18 protein-coding genes are annotated in these 17,748 nt (G+C 63.3%); 9 read left to right on the top strand and 9 right to left on the bottom strand.

The features are described 5' to 3' along the window. Positions 1–67: 67 nt before the first annotated feature. From A0W34_RS17330 to A0W34_RS17320, 3 genes are all read left to right on the top strand, one after another. On the top strand, positions 68–463 hold the full coding sequence (locus A0W34_RS17330; RefSeq protein ID WP_232329873.1) for a PPOX class F420-dependent oxidoreductase: 396 nt from the start codon (positions 68–70) through the stop codon (positions 461–463). 96 nt (positions 464–559) lie between these two features. Next, on the top strand, positions 560–1,018 hold the full coding sequence (locus A0W34_RS17325; RefSeq protein ID WP_081557992.1) for a DUF5994 family protein: 459 nt from the start codon (positions 560–562) through the stop codon (positions 1,016–1,018). A 320-nt stretch (positions 1,019–1,338) separates the two neighbouring features. Then, positions 1,339–1,656 (top strand): hypothetical protein, encoded by a 318-nt coding sequence (locus A0W34_RS17320; protein ID WP_228232664.1) that lies wholly within the window; start codon positions 1,339–1,341, stop codon positions 1,654–1,656. Between the two features lie 42 nt (positions 1,657–1,698). On the opposite strand, the gene A0W34_RS17315 is transcribed toward A0W34_RS17320, so the two are convergent. Next, a complete protein-coding gene (locus tag A0W34_RS17315) occupies positions 1,699–2,640 on the bottom strand; it encodes an alpha/beta fold hydrolase (RefSeq protein WP_156888930.1) in 942 nt (313 codons plus the stop codon). A 110-nt stretch (positions 2,641–2,750) separates the two neighbouring features. Here A0W34_RS17315 and A0W34_RS17310 point away from each other — a divergent pair, with 110 nt between their 5' ends. Together A0W34_RS17310 and A0W34_RS17305 are read left to right on the top strand one after the other, a co-directional pair. Further along, a complete protein-coding gene (locus A0W34_RS17310; protein ID WP_081557991.1) occupies positions 2,751–3,716 on the top strand; it encodes a helix-turn-helix transcriptional regulator in 966 nt (321 codons plus the stop codon). 122 nt (positions 3,717–3,838) lie between these two features. Next, positions 3,839–4,459: a YdeI/OmpD-associated family protein gene (locus A0W34_RS17305; protein WP_042445829.1), complete on the top strand. Its 621-nt coding sequence runs from the start codon at positions 3,839–3,841 to the stop codon at positions 4,457–4,459. Between the two features lie 144 nt (positions 4,460–4,603). On the opposite strand, the gene glnA is transcribed toward A0W34_RS17305, so the two are convergent. Further along, on the bottom strand, positions 4,604–6,040 hold the full coding sequence (glnA, locus tag A0W34_RS17300) for a type I glutamate--ammonia ligase (protein WP_003941609.1): 1,437 nt from the start codon (positions 6,038–6,040) through the stop codon (positions 4,604–4,606). 213 nt (positions 6,041–6,253) lie between these two features. On the opposite strand from glnA, the gene A0W34_RS17295 reads away from it, so the two are divergent. Beyond that, on the top strand, positions 6,254–6,727 hold the full coding sequence (locus A0W34_RS17295) for an RDD family protein (protein WP_003941579.1): 474 nt from the start codon (positions 6,254–6,256) through the stop codon (positions 6,725–6,727). Between the two features lie 73 nt (positions 6,728–6,800). Here A0W34_RS17295 and A0W34_RS17290 read toward each other — a convergent pair whose 3' ends face one another. The 5 genes from A0W34_RS17290 to sucB all read right to left on the bottom strand — a co-directional run bounded on the left by A0W34_RS17290 (position 6,801) and on the right by sucB (position 12,242). Continuing rightward, entirely contained in the window at positions 6,801–7,556 is a 756-nt protein-coding gene (locus tag A0W34_RS17290; RefSeq protein ID WP_081557990.1) for a DUF4191 domain-containing protein, read from the bottom strand. A gap of 76 nt (positions 7,557–7,632) precedes the next feature. Next, positions 7,633–8,643 carry a lipoyl synthase gene (lipA, locus tag A0W34_RS17285; protein ID WP_003941610.1) on the bottom strand — a complete coding sequence of 337 codons (1,011 nt, stop codon included), beginning with the start codon at positions 8,641–8,643 and terminating at the stop codon, positions 7,633–7,635. Positions 8,644–8,694: 51 nt separating this feature from the next. After that, positions 8,695–9,456, bottom strand: a complete 762-nt coding sequence (gene lipB / locus A0W34_RS17280; RefSeq protein WP_003941602.1) for a lipoyl(octanoyl) transferase LipB — start codon at positions 9,454–9,456, stop codon at positions 8,695–8,697. A 29-nt stretch (positions 9,457–9,485) separates the two neighbouring features. Then, on the bottom strand, positions 9,486–10,373 hold the full coding sequence (locus A0W34_RS17275) for a TIGR01777 family oxidoreductase (RefSeq protein WP_003941584.1): 888 nt from the start codon (positions 10,371–10,373) through the stop codon (positions 9,486–9,488). A gap of 120 nt (positions 10,374–10,493) precedes the next feature. Continuing rightward, the gene (gene sucB, locus A0W34_RS17270) at positions 10,494–12,242 is read right to left on the bottom strand and encodes a 2-oxoglutarate dehydrogenase, E2 component, dihydrolipoamide succinyltransferase (protein ID WP_081558827.1); all 1,749 of its coding nucleotides are present in this window, start codon (positions 12,240–12,242) and stop codon (positions 10,494–10,496) included. Positions 12,243–12,606: 364 nt separating this feature from the next. Between sucB and A0W34_RS17265 the strand changes: the two genes are divergently transcribed. After that, on the top strand, positions 12,607–12,957 hold the full coding sequence (locus A0W34_RS17265; protein ID WP_003941713.1) for a hypothetical protein: 351 nt from the start codon (positions 12,607–12,609) through the stop codon (positions 12,955–12,957). 55 nt (positions 12,958–13,012) lie between these two features. Here the strand turns inward: A0W34_RS17265 and A0W34_RS17260 are convergent, their stop codons facing one another. Next, positions 13,013–14,530, bottom strand: a complete 1,518-nt coding sequence (locus A0W34_RS17260; protein WP_007730044.1) for a leucyl aminopeptidase — start codon at positions 14,528–14,530, stop codon at positions 13,013–13,015. 158 nt (positions 14,531–14,688) lie between these two features. Between A0W34_RS17260 and gcvT the strand changes: the two genes are divergently transcribed. Both gcvT and A0W34_RS17250 read left to right on the top strand, forming a co-directional pair. After that, complete coding sequence (gcvT, locus tag A0W34_RS17255) at positions 14,689–15,789, top strand: glycine cleavage system aminomethyltransferase GcvT (protein ID WP_050655819.1); 1,101 nt, start codon at positions 14,689–14,691, stop codon at positions 15,787–15,789. 32 nt (positions 15,790–15,821) lie between these two features. Then, positions 15,822–16,925 carry a branched-chain amino acid aminotransferase gene (locus A0W34_RS17250; RefSeq protein ID WP_003941766.1) on the top strand — a complete coding sequence of 368 codons (1,104 nt, stop codon included), beginning with the start codon at positions 15,822–15,824 and terminating at the stop codon, positions 16,923–16,925. Here A0W34_RS17250 and A0W34_RS17245 read toward each other — a convergent pair. Beyond that, positions 16,919–17,740 (bottom strand): dienelactone hydrolase family protein, encoded by an 822-nt coding sequence (locus A0W34_RS17245; RefSeq protein ID WP_081557989.1) that lies wholly within the window; start codon positions 17,738–17,740, stop codon positions 16,919–16,921. The two genes, A0W34_RS17250 and A0W34_RS17245, sit on opposite strands and share 7 nt — an antisense overlap. Between the last annotated feature and the right edge of the window lie 8 nt (positions 17,741–17,748).

The following is a 17,748-nucleotide window of genomic DNA, read 5'->3' as shown; positions in this document are numbered from 1 at the left end:
CTCCTGGGGTAGAGAAAATTCATTCGCGTGCATGGTCGTGGAGGTTGTGGAGGCATACGCTCGTTTCATGTCCCTGGGCGAAGAGACGACGATCTCGGTCACCACATTCCGTAAGAGCGGTGACGGCGTAGCCACGCCGACGTGGGTCGTGCCTCTGCCTGACGGACGTATCGGCTTCTGGACTTCCTCGAAGTCGGGTAAGGCCAAGCGTCTGCGGAACAACCCACGCGTCACCGTGGTGCCGTGCAACAACCGCGGAAAGGTTGCCGACGGTGCGTCGCCGGTCACCGGGACCGCTCAGTTGGTGAGCGGTGGAGCTGAATTCGACGAGATCCGCAGCAAAGTCAAAGCGAAATACGGTGTGATGGTGCCTATTTCGAAATTCTTCAACACCCTTGGTCACATCGGTAATGGTCCGTTCCCGTACGGCGACACCGGCGTGATCATTTCCGTCGATGCGTAGTCGGGATTGCGTAGCGGAGTAGTCTGAAGGTATGGAACCCACGACCGGGCACCTCTGCCTGACGGTTCCACGAATCCTCCGTCAAGGAGCCTCGTCATGGCGCACATCAGCACTCTCGACTATGCAATGGAAGCGCCGCAGCGCCATGTCGGGCAACCTTTCCCGTCGCCGACGCGGACTCCGCGATTCCTGCTTCGTGGGCAAGGTGCCGTCAAGGCATCGGTTGACGGCGCGTGGTTCCCGTGGACCACGAACGTCACGGCGGAGCTTCACGATCTGATATCCGCACTTTCGCTGAGGTTGGGGCCGATCGCGCGGGTTGCGTTCGACTGGAACACGATCAGCAGCGCGCAGCGTCGTATCGACGAGGTCGACGGACTGGAAGTGCGGGGTCCGTACCCTGGCCAGCCCCACGATTTGATGTATCTCGACGACATCTATGGTCGTCAACTCGTTCTGATGATGATTCCGCCGTACACGGATCCGGACCGCGCGTACGAGATCATGCGGCAGTTGGTTGATCCTGTCCGCAGCGAAACCTATCGGGTGCAGTGAGATCTTTCTGACGTGCGGGGGTCGAATCTCGCGATTCCTGAACATGCGTCCAGTTTGTCTGGTTTGATGGTTCTCGTAACCACGATCTCAGGCGCATTCCTTCAGGTCAGCGCTTGGGCGCCGCAGCTTGACTCCCTGCCGTGTCGTCGGTCCGGCATGTCCACCACCCTCCCACTGTGCGTGAGCGCCGGACCAGAGGAAGCCCCGCCCTCCCCACGGGGGTGGGGCTTCTACTCTGTTCGGGCTGAGCGGCGTTCGCATCGCCGAATCCGCCCGCTTGTTCGGCAGTTCGGGACGCCCTGGCCCATAGCATCGCCACCGTGAACATTTCCCTACTCGGTGCGGCTGGGCTTCAGGACTGCGCCGACAGTGGAATGGACTGCATGGACGGATTCGAAGCATTCTTTCTTCTGTACGGCGGCGGATTCATTCTCGCCTTGATTTGGCTTTCCCTGTGTCTTGTCGGAACGGCCGATGTGGTTTCTGTGTCCGGGCGAGTCGGTGTGTGGCGCGCTGTCGCCTTCTCTGTCGGGATTTGGCTTGTGCCCATCGTCGGGTTGAGTGCATGGTTTGTTTACCGACGCTCTCGCCAAATCTCGAAGACGGTCGGTCCGGATCAAGCCCCCTACTGGACTTGAATGAGACTGACATTTTCACTGAGACCGCACCTAGCCTTGAAACTATGTGGCATCCTGCCGTTCCAGCCATTTCAAGATCGCTTGGTTGGTCTCTTCGGGTCTTTCTTGTTGGATCCAGTGACCGCAATCGAGATTGACTACTTCCACATTGGGCACGAACTCTGTCAGGTTCTCAGCTCTCGCGATCGCGTCACGGTCGCCGTAGATCATGAGTGTGGGCTGTTGGATGATCGGGTCCACCTCCGCCAGCAGATGCCAGTTGCGGTCAAGGTTCCTGTACCAGTTCACACTGCCCGTGAATCCTGTCGATTCGAAGGCGGAGACGAAAACGGCCAATTCTCTATCGCTCATCAGGGGCTCACCGAGTGGTGTCTCTGCTTTGGCGAGATCGATCAGCGCCATACCCGGCTGAGGTTCCCTGAGGGGTTCGTTCTTCCGGTACAGGTTGCGGAGGAACCGGAAGGTGTTGTCTTCGAACACCGCGTCCGCGACGCCCGGCTGTCGATTGAAATGGACGAAGTAGAAATCACCGCCAAGCACGGCTTCCATGAACTCAATCCACGGCTGCTCTCCGCGATCCTGGTAGGGCAGGCTCAGGTTGATCACTTTGTTTACCCGGTCCGGGTGCAACAGGGTAAGGCCCCACACGACAAAGGCACCCCAATCGTGACCGACAAAGGTGGCATCGTCGTAGCCGTAGCGATCGAGAAGTGCGATGAGATCACCCGCCAAATGTTCGATGTCATAGTCCGTCACTTCGGTCGGACGTGACGAATTGCCGTAGCCGCGTTGGTTCGGGACGATGACGTGGTAGCCCGCCTCGACAAGGGCGGGCACCTGGTATCGCCAGGAATAGGCGTGCTCTGGCCATCCGTGACACAACACGATGGGTTTCCCGGCATTGTGTCGCCCTGCTTCGAAGACTTCGAGTTCCACGCCGTTCACTGGGATGAGGACGGGCCTGGGGAAGTCGGATGGATTCACGGATGCTCCTTTGAGTCGAGTACCGATCTCGTGTCTGGATCGACCGGTTGCTCCGACGATAGGGAGCATCGTGGACACATAAAGTCCTAGATCGCTGGCAATCTGAAGAAATGCGGAACGATCCCACAGGCCGAGCACTGCAACTGCTCTCGCTCCTTCAGACTCATCGCTTCTGGCACTGTGCCGAACTTGCCGCACGACTCGATGTCACGCAGCGGACGGTGCGCCGCGACATCGATCGCCTACGCGACCTCGGCTATCCGGTCGATTCCACGTCCGGAAAATACGGGGGCTACCGACTTGCAACGGGGGCGCACGTGCCGCCCCTGATCCTCGACGATGACGAGTCCGTGGCGGTAGCCGTCGGACTGCGCTACGCCGCCGAGGCCGCCATCGGAGGCATCGAAGAAACGGCGCTGCGCGCGCTGACGAAGATCGAAACACTCCTGCCCCATCGACTACGCCGACGTGTGTCGGCACTGCATTCGAGCGTCAGTTCCATGCGGCGGGCAAATGACGACATCGTCGATCCCGAAGCACTCAGTGTGCTCGCTGCGGCATGTCGCGACCACGAGCACGTTCGTTTCGACTATCGGCGAGGTGATGGCGAGAGCAGCAGACGACTCGTCGAGTCGCACCGCCTTGTCACGGCGGGGCGTCGTTGGTATCTCGTAGCATGGGACCACCATCGTTCGGATTGGCGAACATTTCGACTGGACCGGCTCTCGGAGCCCTGGCTGGCAGGCAGTCATTTCACGCCACGCGAGATCCCGGGCGGTGACGCGGCAGGCTTCGTCGCGAGATCAGTTGGCTCGCAACCCCGTCACCACGATGCAAAACTCGCCATCGAAGCTACGTTCGCCGACCTCGAGGGCGTACTCAGATGGATTGACCACACACCGATCGAGGTGGCAGCGGACCGCTGCCTTGTCGAGATCCGCAGCGAAGATCTCGGCAGGCTCGCCATGACGGTTGCGCGCATTGCGCTCACCGCCCCAGTGGTCGTCATCGAACCAACCGAGCTTGCCGACACCGTCAGTCGGCTCGCCCTTCACCTCAGGGTCTCGCCACCATGACAGTCAGAAGAGGATTGCGCGACAAGACCATTCACGTCCAAGTTGCCGCGGGGACGTGTTCCCTGCGCAGGCCCCTCGTCTATCGAGACACGTATCCGATTCCCTCTAGGCTTGGAGAGTAAGTGACCGATTCGAAATCATCGCCGCCGGCTTCCGTCCACCCCCAGACGTGGAAGTTCGACTACCCGATCATCCACGCCGAGACTCGCGAACAGTGGCGAACTTGGTTGACGGACAATCACACGTCAGGCCGCGGAGTGTGGTTGTGCTCCTGGCGCACCACCACCAGCCGACCACGCTGCCCCTACCCTCAGGCCGTTGAGGAAGCGATCTGCTTTGGGTGGATCGATTCCACCAACACCGTCTTCGACGAAGAGCGCAATTTGCAACTGTTCACACCGCGGAGACGCAAGAGTTCCTGGACCCGACTCAACCGCGAACGCGCAGCTGATATGGAGGCGCGTGGCCTCATGACCGCTGCTGGTCGTGGTGCCATTGCTGCCGCGAAATCCACTGGTTGGTGGACGATTCTCGACCAAGTCGAAGACCTCGAGGAACCATCTGACTTGCAGGCGGCGCTGGACCTGGACACGCAAGCGCGAAGTAACTGGGACAGTTTTCCGCCCAGCGCCCGCAAACAGATGCTGTGGTGGATCGTCAGTGCCGCTCGAGACGCAACACGGGCAGGTCGAATCGCCCATATCGTCAACAATGCGGCCATCGGTCAACGTGCCCGCGGCTGATCCGCGATTCGACCGCGTCCGGTATGAAGGCCGGTCATCATCTGTCCGAGGGGTTTCCCTCGGACCGAAACAAGTCCACCCGCCCCGCAGAAGCGGGACGGGTGGACTCGGTACTCGCAGGTCTGACTTACGTCAGGATGCGGATCACACGTCGTAGTAGAGCTCGAACTCGTACGGGTGCGGACGCAGGTTGACCGGAGCGATTTCCTGCTCACGCTTGAGCGAGATCCAGGTCTCGATCAGGTCGGTGGTGAAGACGCCACCCTCGGTCAGGTACTCGTGATCGGCTTCGAGGCGGTTGATGACCGTCTCGAGGCTGGTCGGAGCCTGCGGGATGTTGCGAGCCTCCTCCGGGGGAAGCTCGTAGAGGTCCTTGTCGACCGGAGCCATCGGCTCGATCTTGTTCTTGATGCCGTCCAGGCCGGCCATCATCTGTGCAGCGAAGTTGAGGTACGGGTTACCCGAGGAGTCGGGTGCGCGGAACTCGAGACGCTTTGCCTTCGGGTTGTTGCCCGTGATCGGGATACGGACAGCTGCCGAGCGGTTGCGCTGGCTGTACACGAGGTTGATGGGGGCTTCGTAGCCCGGCACCAGACGGTGGTACGAGTTGATCGTCGGGTTGGTGAAGGCCAACAGCGACGGAGCGTGGTGCAGGATGCCGCCGATGTAGTGGCGAGCCATGTCCGAGAGGCCTGCGTAGCCGGACTCGTCGTGGAAGAGGGGCTTGCCGTCCTTCCACAGGGACTGGTGGACGTGCATGCCCGAGCCGTTGTCACCGAAGAGCGGCTTCGGCATGAAGGTTGCGGACTTGCCGTGCTGCCAGCAGGTGTTCTTGACGATGTACTTGAACAGCTGCAGGTCGTCAGCAGCTGCGAGCAGCGTGTTGAACTTGTAGTTGATCTCCTGCTGTCCGCCGGTGCCGACCTCGTGGTGGCCGCGCTCGAGCTCGAAGCCTGCGTTGGTCAGGTTGGTGGAGATTTCGTCGCGCAGGTCCACGTAGTGGTCGTACGGAGCGACGGGGAAGTAGCCACCCTTGGCACGAACCTTGTAGCCGAGGTTCGGGGAGCCGTCGGCGTTGGTCTCTGCGCCGGTGTTCCAGGAACCGGAGATGGAATCCAATTCGTAGAAAGCGGAGTTCATGCCGGAGTCGTAGCGAACCGAGTCGAAGATGTAGAACTCGGCCTCGGCGCCGAAGAATGCGGTGTCCGCGATGCCGGTGCTGACCAAGTACTCCTCGGCCTTGCGGGCAACGTTGCGCGGGTCGCGGCTGTAGGACTCACGGGTGAACGGGTCGTGCACGAAGAAGTTGATGTTGAGGGTCTTCGCCTTGCGGAAGGGGTCGATCTGCGCCGTGGTGACGTCGGGAAGCAACATCATGTCGGACTCGTGGATCGACTGGAATCCGCGGACCGAAGATCCGTCGAATGCGAGGCCGTCCTCGAACACGTCCTGGTTGAAAGCAGACGCCGGGATCGAGAAGTGCTGCTGGACGCCGGGCAGGTCGCTGAACCGAATGTCGACGTACTCGATGTTCTCGTCCGCGATGTACTTGATGACCTCTTCGGCCGTGGTGAACGCCACGCTTGTGCTCCTTAAGTCGCTTCAGCCAAGTGATGTCGGTTGAATCCGTCGAGGCAGACGGTAGGGAGCTGGTGTTGCCCGCTCGTCAACCCTTTGTTTCGGCAGTGTTACGCGTCGCAGCATCCTGGGGATTTCCGAAGTCCATGTGACCGGCCACACAGTTAAAACCCGGCAAATCTGGACTACGGTGCTGCGACGCCTATCCTGGACAGCATGGCACGTATCACCGGAACTTGGCTCTCTGGGCCGCAAGCAGCTTTGCCGAAGAGCGCGGACGGCCGTGAGCAGTCGTACCGTGGCGAGCTCCTCGGTTTCCCTCAGGAGGGTCCGGGTTCGCTGGTCGGTTCGGGCCGTCGTATCGCGGCACTGTTGGTGGATTGGGTGATGGCTGTGGGAGTGGCCTCGCTCATCACCGGCGACTTCTTCGACGGTATGACCTCGACTGTCACGCTGATGGTGTGGTTCGCCGTCGGTGTCGTCACCGTGGCTCTGTTCAACTTCACCCCGGGGCAGTTCGTCCTCGGCCTTCAGGTTGCGCGTATCGAAGGCCCGATCCGAGTGGGCTTCGTGCGCGCGCTCGGACGTCAGGCACTGCTTGTGTTCGTGATTCCCGCGACCATCACCGACATCGACGGTCGCGGTATGCAGGACCGCGCGACCGGCACTTTGCTCGTGAAATCGCGCTGACACAAATTTCTCGAAGTAAAGAAAGACCCGGGTCCGTGTGGGCCCGGGTGTTTCGTTTTGCTGTGGGGGAGTGTCAGCGACGACGAATGGTTCGCTGCATTCCCTTCATCTTCGCGCCTCCGGGCATCGGGCCCTTGGGAAGCGCTGCTCCGCCGCCGCGTGCGCTCAGTGCAGCGAGGCGACCTTCGATGTTGTCCATGCGCTTGGTGTCGATGTTGCGGGGCAACTTGTTCAAGTAGCGCTGGAGCTGCGAGAGCGGAACCTGGCCCTCGTCGTTGCCGATGATGATGTCGTAGATCGGGGTGTCGCCGATGAGGCGGGCGGTCTTCTTCTTCTCCTGCGCGAGGAGGCCCTTGACGCGTTGCGGCGAACCTTCGGCGACGAGGATGACACCCGGCCGTCCGACGACGCGGTGAACGGCATCGAGTTGGGTAGTGCCGGCGACGGCATTCGTAACGCGCCACGCACCCTGCATGTTGTCGAGCGCCCACGCAGCGGCACCGGCCTGACCTTCAGCCTTCTTGTACACCGATTTCTGGACGCGACGACCGAAGATGATGAAGGCGCCGAGGAGACCGAGAACGATGCCGATCGGCAGCAGGAACCACTGAAGGCCCCAGATGAGGCCGACCAGGAAGAAGACCAGAGCCGCACCGACGAGGGTGCCGATCATCAGCGGCAGGAGGAGCTTGTCGTCCTTGCGCTGCATCTGGAATGCCTGCCAGAGCTGAGTTCTACGTTCCTTGGAAGCCTGCTTGCGGGCAGCCTTCGCTGCAGCCTTTGCCTGTTTGGTGGGTTTGCCCTTACCGGATTTGCTGCCGTTCGCCATGTACCCAGGATACGTCCATTGCTGTGCGCCTTTACTAACCGCCCGCGGTTAATAAAGGCGCACAGCAAAAAGTGGATCAGCGATTCAGGCGCGCCATGAGTGAGCTGGCTTCCTGGGAAGCGTCGCCGCCCTCGGTCAGATGACGCTGCGCCTCGGGAAGTTCACGGCCGTGATGTGCCATGGCCTGCGCATACAGGCGGCCGGCGCGGTACGACGAGCGAACCAACGGACCGGCCATGACGCCGGCGAAGCCCATCTCTTCTGCAGCCTTCGAGTGTGCGACGAACTCCTCGGGCTTGACCCACCGCTCGACGGGGTGGTGCCGGGGCGAGGGGCGCAGGTACTGGGTGATGGTGAGGATGTCGCAACCGGCGGCGTGGAGATCTGCCATCGCCTCGGTGACCTCTTCAGGGGTTTCGCCCATGCCGAGGATCAGGTTGGACTTGGTGACCAGTCCGTAGTCGCGTGCTGCGGTGATGACGTCGAGGCTGCGCTGGTACCGGAATGCCGGACGGATCCGCTTGAAGATGCGGGGGACGGTCTCGAGGTTGTGTGCGAGTACCTCGGGGCGTGAGGCGAAGACCTCGTCGAGCAGTTCGGGCTTGCCGTTGAAGTCCGGAACCAGGTTCTCGACGCCGGTGCCCGGGTTGAGTTCGTGGATCTTGCGGACGGTCTCGGCGTAGAGCCAGGCGCCGCCGTCGGGGAGGTCGTCGCGGGCGACGCCGGTGATCGTGGAGTACCGAAGGCCCATGGCCTGAACGCTTTCCGCGACGCGACGGGGCTCGTCGCGGTCGAGGGCTTCGGGCTTGCCGGTGTCGATCTGGCAGAAGTCGCAGCGGCGTGTGCACTGCTCACCGCCGATCAGGAACGTGGCTTCGCGGTCTTCCCAGCACTCGTAGATGTTGGGGCAGCCCGCTTCCTCGCAGACGGTGTGCAAACCTTCACGCTTGACCAGGCCCTTGAGCTCCGTGTACTCGGGGCCCATCTTTGCTCGGGTCTTGATCCAGTTGGGTTTGCGTTCGATGGGCGTCTCCGCGTTTCGGATCTCGAGACGGAGCAGCTTACGTCCTTCTGGGGCGATAGTCACGACAGTGATCCTACGCCCGGTGATTACTGCAACGGGGTTCGGGCGAGCCCGTCAGCTGTACTGAACGGTAGTAAAAGTCGGAGTAGGCGAGGCGCTTTCGAAGGTGACGCGCTCGACGTTCCGTTCGGTGACGGGCATGGTTCCGTCGAGAGCAGCGATCACTGCCTCGGTCACAGCGGGAGTGACTTCGTCCACGGTGACGTCGCGACCGAGTTCATGCGACAGCGTCGTGACCCCGGCGTCACGGATGCCGCAGGGAATGATGTTGTCGAATCCGGTCAGGACCGAATTGCAGTTCAGGGAGAAGCCGTGCAGTGCCACGCCCCGTTGGACGCGCACGCCGATGGCAGAAACCTTGCGCTCGGGCTTCCATTGCCCGTTTGCGAGTTCGGCGGGCAGCCAGACGCCGGAGCGGCCGTCGATGCGCCCGCAGTTCAGGCCGAGGTCCGTGCACACCGTGATCAGTGCTTCCTCGATGCGTCGGACATACCGCACCACGTCGATGGGCTCGGCCAGTTTCACGATCGGATATCCCACCAGCTGGCCGGGGCCGTGCCAGGTGATCTTCCCGCCGCGGTCGACGTCGATGACAGGCGTGCCGTCGACGGGACGATCTTCGGGTTCCGTGCGTCGTCCTGCCGTGTACACCGGCGGGTGTTCGAGGAGCAGTAGCGTGTCCGGTCCGATGTCGTCCGCCCGCGCAGCCGCGAGCTCACGCTGGCGGTCCCACGCGGCGTTGTAGTCGATCGAACCGAGTTGCTCGACGGCGATCGGCAGTTTCGAGAACCGGGCGGAAACGGCAGCGCTGCTCATGGACGTAGAGATTACGCCCGACTTCGGAATCAACCGAGTGCGGCCGCCAGCGCTTCGCCGATCGTGTTGTGGCGGAAAGAGAATCCCGCCTTTTCCAAAGCTGCGGGAATGGCGCGCTGGCCACCGAGGATGCCGCTCTTGGCGAATTCTCCGATCAACGCTTCGAGTGCGAACCCGGGAACGATCCAGGGAGCCGGGCGGTGGACCGCACGGGACATGGCGTCATTGAACTGGGCATTGGTGACAGGGGCCGGACCGGTCAGGTTGACGGGACCGGAGAGTTCGGAATTCGTGAGCGCGAACTTGATCGCGTCGCACTCGTCCTCGAGTGAGATCCACGGAAAGTACTGGCGACCGTTGCCCAGTCGCCCGCCGAGGCCGAACGAATAGAGGCGCCGAAGCCGACCGAGCATGCCCCCATGAGGTGAAATCACGACGCCGGACCGCAGATTGACGACGCGGGCACCCGCCGCACGCGCCGGTTCGGTGGCAAGTTCCCAATCGCGACACGTCGTGGCGAGAAAGTCTGTGCCTGCCGGCGAATCCTCGTCGACGATCTTGTCGCCGGTGTCGCCGTAATAGCCGACGGCGCTCGCGTTGGCGAGGACGGGAACCTTCTGACTCGCGACCGCTTCGGCCAAGACGTCGGTCGCGACGATGCGGCTGTCACGGATCGCTTGCTTGTAGGAACCCGACCACCGTTTGTCGCCGATGCCGACGCCGCAGAGGTTCACGACGGCGTCGGCGCCCTGCAGGACGGAGAGGTCCAGACGGTCGTGGTCCGGGTCCCAACGCGATTCGTCGGGGCCGGCGGTCGAGCGTCGCACCAGACGCACCACGTCGTGGTTGTCGGAGCGCAACGATGACACCAAGGCCGTTCCGATCAAACCGGACGAGCCGGCGATGACTACTCGCATTCGGAAAGCCTCCTTCGATTCAGCGTGCTTCGATATCCGAACGTATATCTCCGACCGTACTGAAAAAGCCGGGGCGCCACCTCCTGATGGAGATGACGCCCCGGCCGGCCGAGCAGTTGCTTACAGGCCCAGATCAGCTTCGAACGAGGCTTCTTCCAACCGCTGCTTCACAGTGGTGAGGAATCGGCCGGCGTCGGCGCCGTCGACCAGACGGTGATCGTAGGTCAGCGGCAAGTAGATCATCGAGCGAACGCCGATGGACTCGTTGCCGTTCTCGTCGGTGACCACCATCGGGCGCTTGACGATCGCGCCGGTTCCGAGCATGGCCGCCTGCGGCGGTACCAGGATCGGGGTGTCGAACAGCGCGCCCTGGCTGCCGATGTTGGTGATGGTGAAGGTGCCACCCGAGAGCTCGTCCGGCTTCAGGCCACCCGAGCGTGCACGCTTGGCGATGTCGGCGATGGCGCGGGCCAAGCCGGCCAGGCCGAGATCGCCGGCGTTGTGGATGACGGGGGAGAGCAAGCCCTGATCGGTGTCCACTGCGATGCCGAGGTGCTCAGCGTCGTAGTAGGTGATCTGCTTGGCAGCCTCGTCGTAGCTGGCGTTGATGTTCGGGTGCGACTTCAGCGCCTCGACGACTGCCTTGGCGAAGAACGGAAGGAACGTCAGGTTGACGCCTTCGCGCTCGATGAAGCCGGCCTTGGCACGGGCCCGCAGGGCGACGATCTTGGTGACGTCCACCTCGAAGGTCTGCGTGAGCTGAGCGGTGTTCTGCAGCGACTCACGTGTCTTGGTGGCCGTGATCTGCCGAATACGGTTGGCCTTCTGCGTGGTTCCACGCAGGTGTGCCAGTTCGGGTCGGACGCCTGCGGCTGCGGTGGCGGCCGGTGCGGCCGCGGGTGCTGCAGCAGCAGGAGCGGCGGCGGGAGCCTTCTTGGCCTCCGCAGCGGCGAGCACATCCTGCTTGCGGATGCGGCCGCCGACGCCGGTGCCGGTGACGGTCGCGAGGTCGACGCCGTTGTCCGTGGCGAGCTTGCGCACGAGCGGGGTGACGTACGGGCTGCTGTCACCGGAAGCTGCGGGGGCAGCCGCCGGTGCGGGAGCCGCAGCAGGCTTCGGAGCGGGTGCGGCCGGTGCGGCGGCAGGCTTGGGAGCTTCAGCCTTGGGTGCTTCGGCCTTCGGAGCTTCGGCCTTGGGGGCAGGGGGTGCTGCCGGTGCTGCGGGAGCGGCCTTGGGTGCCGGAGCCGCGGCGGGTGCGCCGGAGCCGACGACGGCCAGCTGGCCACCGATCTCGACGGTGTCGTCTTCCTGCGCATTGATCTCGAGCAGGATTCCGGCGACGGGGGACGGGATCTCTGTGTCGACCTTGTCGGTCGAGACTTCGAGCAGCGCCTCGTCGACGGCAACCTCGTCGCCGACAGCCTTGAGCCAACGGGTGACGGTGCCTTCGGTGACGGACTCGCCGAGGGCGGGCATCGTCACGGCGGTACCTTCAGCGGAACCGCCGGAAGCAGCGGGTACCTCGGCAGCGGGAGCTTCTTCAGCGGGAGCTTCGGCAGCCGGCGCTTCCTCGGCGGGAGCTTCCTCGGCGGCGGGGGCGGGTGCCTCTGCCGCGGGTGCTGCGGCTTCGCCGGCTTCACCGATCTGGGCGAGCTCGCCACCGATTTCCACGGTGTCGTCTTCCTGCGCGACGATCTTGGTCAGGACGCCGGCGACGGGAGACGGAATCTCGGTGTCGACCTTGTCCGTGGAGACTTCGAGCAAGGGTTCGTCGACTTCGACCGTGTCTCCTTCCTGCTTGAGCCACCGTGTGACAGTTCCCTCGGTGACGCTCTCACCTAGGGCTGGCATCTGGACGGAGAAGGCCATGTCTTTTGACTCCTCGACAGTTGTGTTCGGGTTGTTGAATTTTGTCGACTTGTGGTCGTAATGCATTGTGCTCGAGTGGCGCGCGACGTGCGGCTACTTGTAGCTATTTTGCCGATGTCGACGCGCGGGCGCGGCGTCACCGTCGTTCATCTTTCCATTGATACGCCGGGCGTGTCCGATGAGGGGGATGCCGTCCGTTTCGGGTGTGTCGGCTACTGGCGAGTAGGTATGCGTCGGGGGTCCGGCTGTAACGTCGTAAGCGGACCAAACGGTATGTCGTGCGCAGGCACAACGGACATCGCCTGGCAAACTTGACATATCGCCGGGGTGCATCCGCGGCGTCGGTACCGAGGAGGGTACGACCGTGGGACTGTTCGATCGTTTCAAGCGTCCGCCAAGTGCGGCTCAGGCCGCAGCGCAAAGTGATGCGGATCATCTGGCGAATTGGGCGCACTCGCACGAAGGCGTCGAGGCCTATGTGGAACCGCAGACGACGGTGACCGAGGTGACCGTCGTCCTGGTTGCGAAGGACGGGGAGTGGACTCGTCGTCGTGTCGGCGGCGAACGTGGTGCCCGCAAATTGGGACAGGACCTGAAGATCCCGGTCTACGACGTCCGCAAGACGGGATATCCGCAGCGTATGCGCGATCACGACGAACGTAAGCGAATCGAACGCAAGCGGGCCCGAGAGCAGGAATTACGCGACGGCGCCTGAACTGCTGTGCGCCTTTATTAACCGCGGGGGGTTAATAAAGGCGCACAGCAAGGGGTCAGCCGTTGACCGCGATGTCCTCCAGGACCGAGATCATCGTGCGAACGGGAACGCCGGTACCGCCCTTGCCGGTGTAACCCCACGGCCCTGACGTGTTGTAGGCCGGCCCCGCGACGTCGATGTGCGCCCACTGGACACCCTCGGGAACGAATTCCTTGAGGTAGTGAGCTGCGACCAGCATGCCGCCCCAGCGGTGCGGGGTGACATTGGCCATGTCGGCGACCTTGGAGTCGAGATCTCCGCGCAATTCCTCCGGCAGCGGCATGGCCCAGCCGTTCTCGCCGACGCTCTGCGAGATGGAGGCGACGCGGTCACGGAACTCGTCGGTGCCCATGACTCCGGGGGTGCGGTTGCCGAGCGCGACCATCTGCGCACCGGTGAGGGTGGCGGTGTCGATCATGTAGTCGGGGTTGTCCTCACCCGCGCGAACCATCGCGTCGGCAAGAATCAAACGGCCCTCGGCGTCGGTGTTGACGACCTCGATGGTGATTCCGCCGTACTGGGTCAGCACGTCGCCGGGACGCTGGGCGGTCGCGGACGGCATGTTCTCGGCCATCGGTACGTATGCGACGACGTTGACGGGCAGGCCGAGCTTGGCGGCAAGCACGACGGTGGAGATGACGGCTGCGGCGCCGCCCATGTCCGAGGTCATGTTCTCCATGCCGGCGGCGGGCTTGATGGAGATTCCGCCGGTGTCGAAGGTGATGCCCTTACCCACCAGTGCGACCTTGCGGGCGCCACGCTTCTTCGACGCGTATTCGAGGCGGACGAGACGCGGCTGGCGTGACGAGCCCTTGCCGACGCCGATGATTCCGCCGTAGCCACCCTTCTCGAGTGCCTTCTCGTCGAGAACCTGGACGGTGAGCCCGGCCTCGACGCCCAGTGCCTTCGCGCGCGCGGCGAACTCGGCGGGGTAGAGGTGGCTCGGGGGAGTGTTGACGAACTCGCGTGCGGTGGCGACGGCCTCGGCGATGGCGGCCGACCGTGCCAGCGTCGCTTTGGTCTCCTTCGTGCGCGGCGACGGCACCAGAAGTTCGACGCGGGCCAGTGGCTGCGAATCGGGACCGGGAGCCGTCATGGACGACTTGAATTCGGTGAAGCTGTACGCGCCCAACGCAAATCCCTCGGCGGCTGCACCGAGGTCGAGGATCGAGAGCGTGGTTGCGACGGTGTCGATGCCGGACAACGAGCGAGCTGCGGCGCCGGCGGACTTACGGATCTGCTCGCTGCCGAGCTTGTCGGCAGAGCCGAGTCCGACGGCGAGAACGCTGGTGACCGACAGTTCGCTCGGTGCCGGGACACGAGTGAGCTGCTCGGGCTTGCCCGTGGCGCCGACGGCGATGAGGCTGTCGAGGATCTCGGCGAGTACGTCTTCGGCGACGATGCCTTCGCTGAGTGCGATTTCGGGGCCGTCCGGACCCGACGTCAGACCGACGACCAGTATCTCTGCGCGCTTGGCGACTGTGCCGGCGAGAACGAGGTCGGGTCCCAACGATCGGGCTGTGCGAGTGCTCAAGGTGTCTCCTGTGAGGTGAGTGTGCGATGCGTCCGGTTCTGGCGGATGCCTGAGTCGATGTTAGGCCCTTTGCAGTTTGCGGACGGGCGATCGTCACGGCCGGGTGAGCTCTCGCTGCGGACATGTTTCGATCGGCGAAGTCCGATAGGTTGTGGGCCATGACCGACGAACAACTGTTGCAGGGCCCGATCCACCCCGTCCACGTCGAACTCGGCGCGACGTTCGCGCCGTTCGGGGGGTGGCAGATGCCGGTTTCGTACGCCGGCGTCGTGGCCGAACACACCTCTGTGCGTGAGAATGTCGGACTCTTCGACGTCAGTCACCTCGGCAAGGCCGTCGTGCGTGGCGCGGGCGCCGCGGAATTCGTGAACTCCGCACTGACCAACGACCTGAAGAAGATCGGGCCGGGTAAGGCTCAGTACACGTTGTGCTGCAACGAGTCCGGTGGTGTCATCGACGACCTCATTGCGTACTACGTCAGCGACGACGAGATCTTCCTCGTCCCGAACGCAGCCAATACCGCGGACGTCGTTGCGGCTCTGGTCGCTGTGGCACCGGACGGAATCACCGTCGAGGATCAGCATCGTGCCTACGGTGTGCTGGCAGTGCAGGGTCCGAAATCGGTGGCGGTTCTGACCGCTCTGGGACTTCCCACCGAGATCGAGTACATGGCGTACGAAGATGCGGAATGGAACGGCGTGCCTGTTCGTGTGTGCCGCAGCGGTTACACCGGTGAGGTCGGCTACGAACTCCTGCCGCGGTGGGACGACAGCGAGCCGTTGTTCCGCGCGCTTCTCGAGGCAGTGCGCGCCGAGGGTGGGCAGGCCGCCGGACTCGGCGCCCGTGACACTCTTCGTACCGAGATGGGGTATCCGCTGCACGGGCATGAGCTTTCGCTCGAGATTTCTCCGCTCGAAGCGCGCTGCGGATGGGCGATCGGTTGGAAGAAGCCGACATTCTGGGGCAAAGAGACCTTGACCGACGAGAAGGCTGCCGGCCCGGCTCGCAAACTCTGGGGGATCAAGGCTCTCGATCGCGGCGTGCTTCGTGCCGGCCTCGGTGTTCTGAGTGACGGCGAGGCAATCGGCGAGACCACCTCGGGGACGTTTTCGCCCTCGCTCAAAGTGGGAATTGCGTTGGCGCTCCTCGATTCCGGTGCCAATGTCTCGGCCGGCGACGAGATCGAAGTCGACGTCCGTGGTCGTGCTCTTCGGTGCGTCGTGGTGTCTCCTCCGTTCGTGGAGACCAACACCAAGTAGAGAGCTTTTTCACGTTCGATAGGATTGCGCCCATGACAGGTGCCGCCGATTTCGTTCGTGTTCAGAGCTCGTCCCCGAAGTCCGACGCCGAGCGCCGTGACATTTTGGCGGCGCCCGGCTTCGGGCGGCACTTCACCGACCACATGGTCTCGATCGACTACACCGCGGGCAAGGGCTGGCACGACGCCCAGGTGTTGCCGTACGGAAACATCGAGCTCGATCCGGCCGCAATGGTTTTGCACTACGGACAGGCCATCTTCGAGGGCCTCAAGGCATACCGTCAGCCGGGTGGCGAGATCAGCTCGTTCCGCGTCGAGGCCAACGCCGAGCGTTTCGCGGCATCTGCGCGCCGTCTGGCCATGCCGGAGCTCCCGTCGCAGATGTTCATCGATTCCATCACCGAACTGATCGACGTCGATCTCGACTGGGTTCCCGCAGCCGGTGGCGAGGACGCGCTCTACCTCCGTCCGTTCATGTTCTCCACCGAAGCCGGACTCGGTGTCCGTCCCGCCGACGAGTACCGCTACCTGCTGATCGCCTCGCCTGCCGGTGCGTACTTCCCGCGCGGCGTCAAGCCGGTCAGTGTGTGGCTGTCCACCGAATACGTTCGCGCGGCCCCCGGTGGTACCGGCGCGGCCAAGTTCGCCGGCAACTACGCCGCTTCACTCCTCGCCCAGGCGCAAGCCGCCGACGAGGGTTGCGACCAGGTGGTCTGGCTCGACGCCATCGAGCGCACGTACGTCGAGGAAATGGGTGGAATGAACCTGTTCTTCGTCTTCGGCTCGGGCCCCGACGCTCGCCTCGTGACGCCGTCGCTGTCCGGTTCGTTGTTGCCAGGCATCACGCGCAACTCGTTGCTCGCCCTTGCCGCCGATTCCGGTTTCGCCGTCGAGGAGCGCAAGATCAGCACCGACGAATGGCGCACCAAGTGCAAGAGCGGTGAAATCACCGAGGTCTTCGCTTGCGGCACAGCAGCAGTCATCACCCCCGTCGGACGCGTCAAGTCCGCCGAGGGCGAGTTCACCATCGCCGACGGCGAGCCGGGTGAGGTGACGATGGCACTGCGCGACACCCTCACGGGTATCCAGCGCGGAACCTTCGCCGACACCCACGGCTGGATGACGAAACTTCACTGATCGCTGGTTCGTTCCGCGAGCAATCGCTCCCGGAAGAACTGCAGAATCTCGTCTCGTGCGACGGTGGTGGGCGATCCCGCCTCGTCGACGAGATGAGCCGTCAACACGCTGTGTGGATTGGCAATGACGTGTTCGAAGAACGGCGACGTTGTCGCGTTGGCCGCTTCGTCGGGTAGTACCTTCCCGACGAAGCGCTCGCCCAAGGCCTTCGAATAGGCGGCGAATCGTTGTGCGCGGCAGAACGAGTCACCTCGAAAGCGGTATGCAAGCACCGTGAGGTCTTCGGCCTCGAGTCTCGAGCGCACGGCTTCGAGTTCTTCGGGCCCGCTGTCGGTTTCGTCCGGTCGATCGAGCGGTAACGACGGTTGGGCGAGAACCGGCGCGATGACCGAGGGTTCGAGCATCATCGACAACGCGAAGTTACCGGTGAAGCACATTCCGATCACGCCGACGCCAGGTCCGCCGCTCTCCTCATGGGCGGAAGCGGCGAGTGAACGCAGCCAACGGACCGCCGGACTCGGTTCATCGGCAGCGAGGGCGCGGAATTCTGCACTGACGCAGGCTCTCTTGAATACCGTCAGCCCCTCGTTCACTGTGGGGACCGCGCCGTCGTGCCCGAACAGTGACGGAACGAAGACAGTGAAACCGGCGTCGCGCACCCAGCGGGCGAATCGCGCTACATGCGGGCTGATGCCCGGCATCTCCGGCATGACGATTACTGCGGGACCGGTGCCGGCCACGTACACGGACTTCGCCACTGCGTCGATGGTGATCGTTCGACGGTCGAAGTCTTCGAGCGGATCGTCTTCGGTCATGCTCCGGT

Origin of the sequence: Rhodococcus sp. BH4 (assembly GCF_002079265.1) — a bacterium.
Classification (GTDB): domain Bacteria; phylum Actinomycetota; class Actinomycetes; order Mycobacteriales; family Mycobacteriaceae; genus Rhodococcus_F; species Rhodococcus_F qingshengii.
The sequence above is the reverse complement of the archived record's forward strand: the minus strand, read 5'-3'. Positions and strand labels throughout refer to the sequence as shown.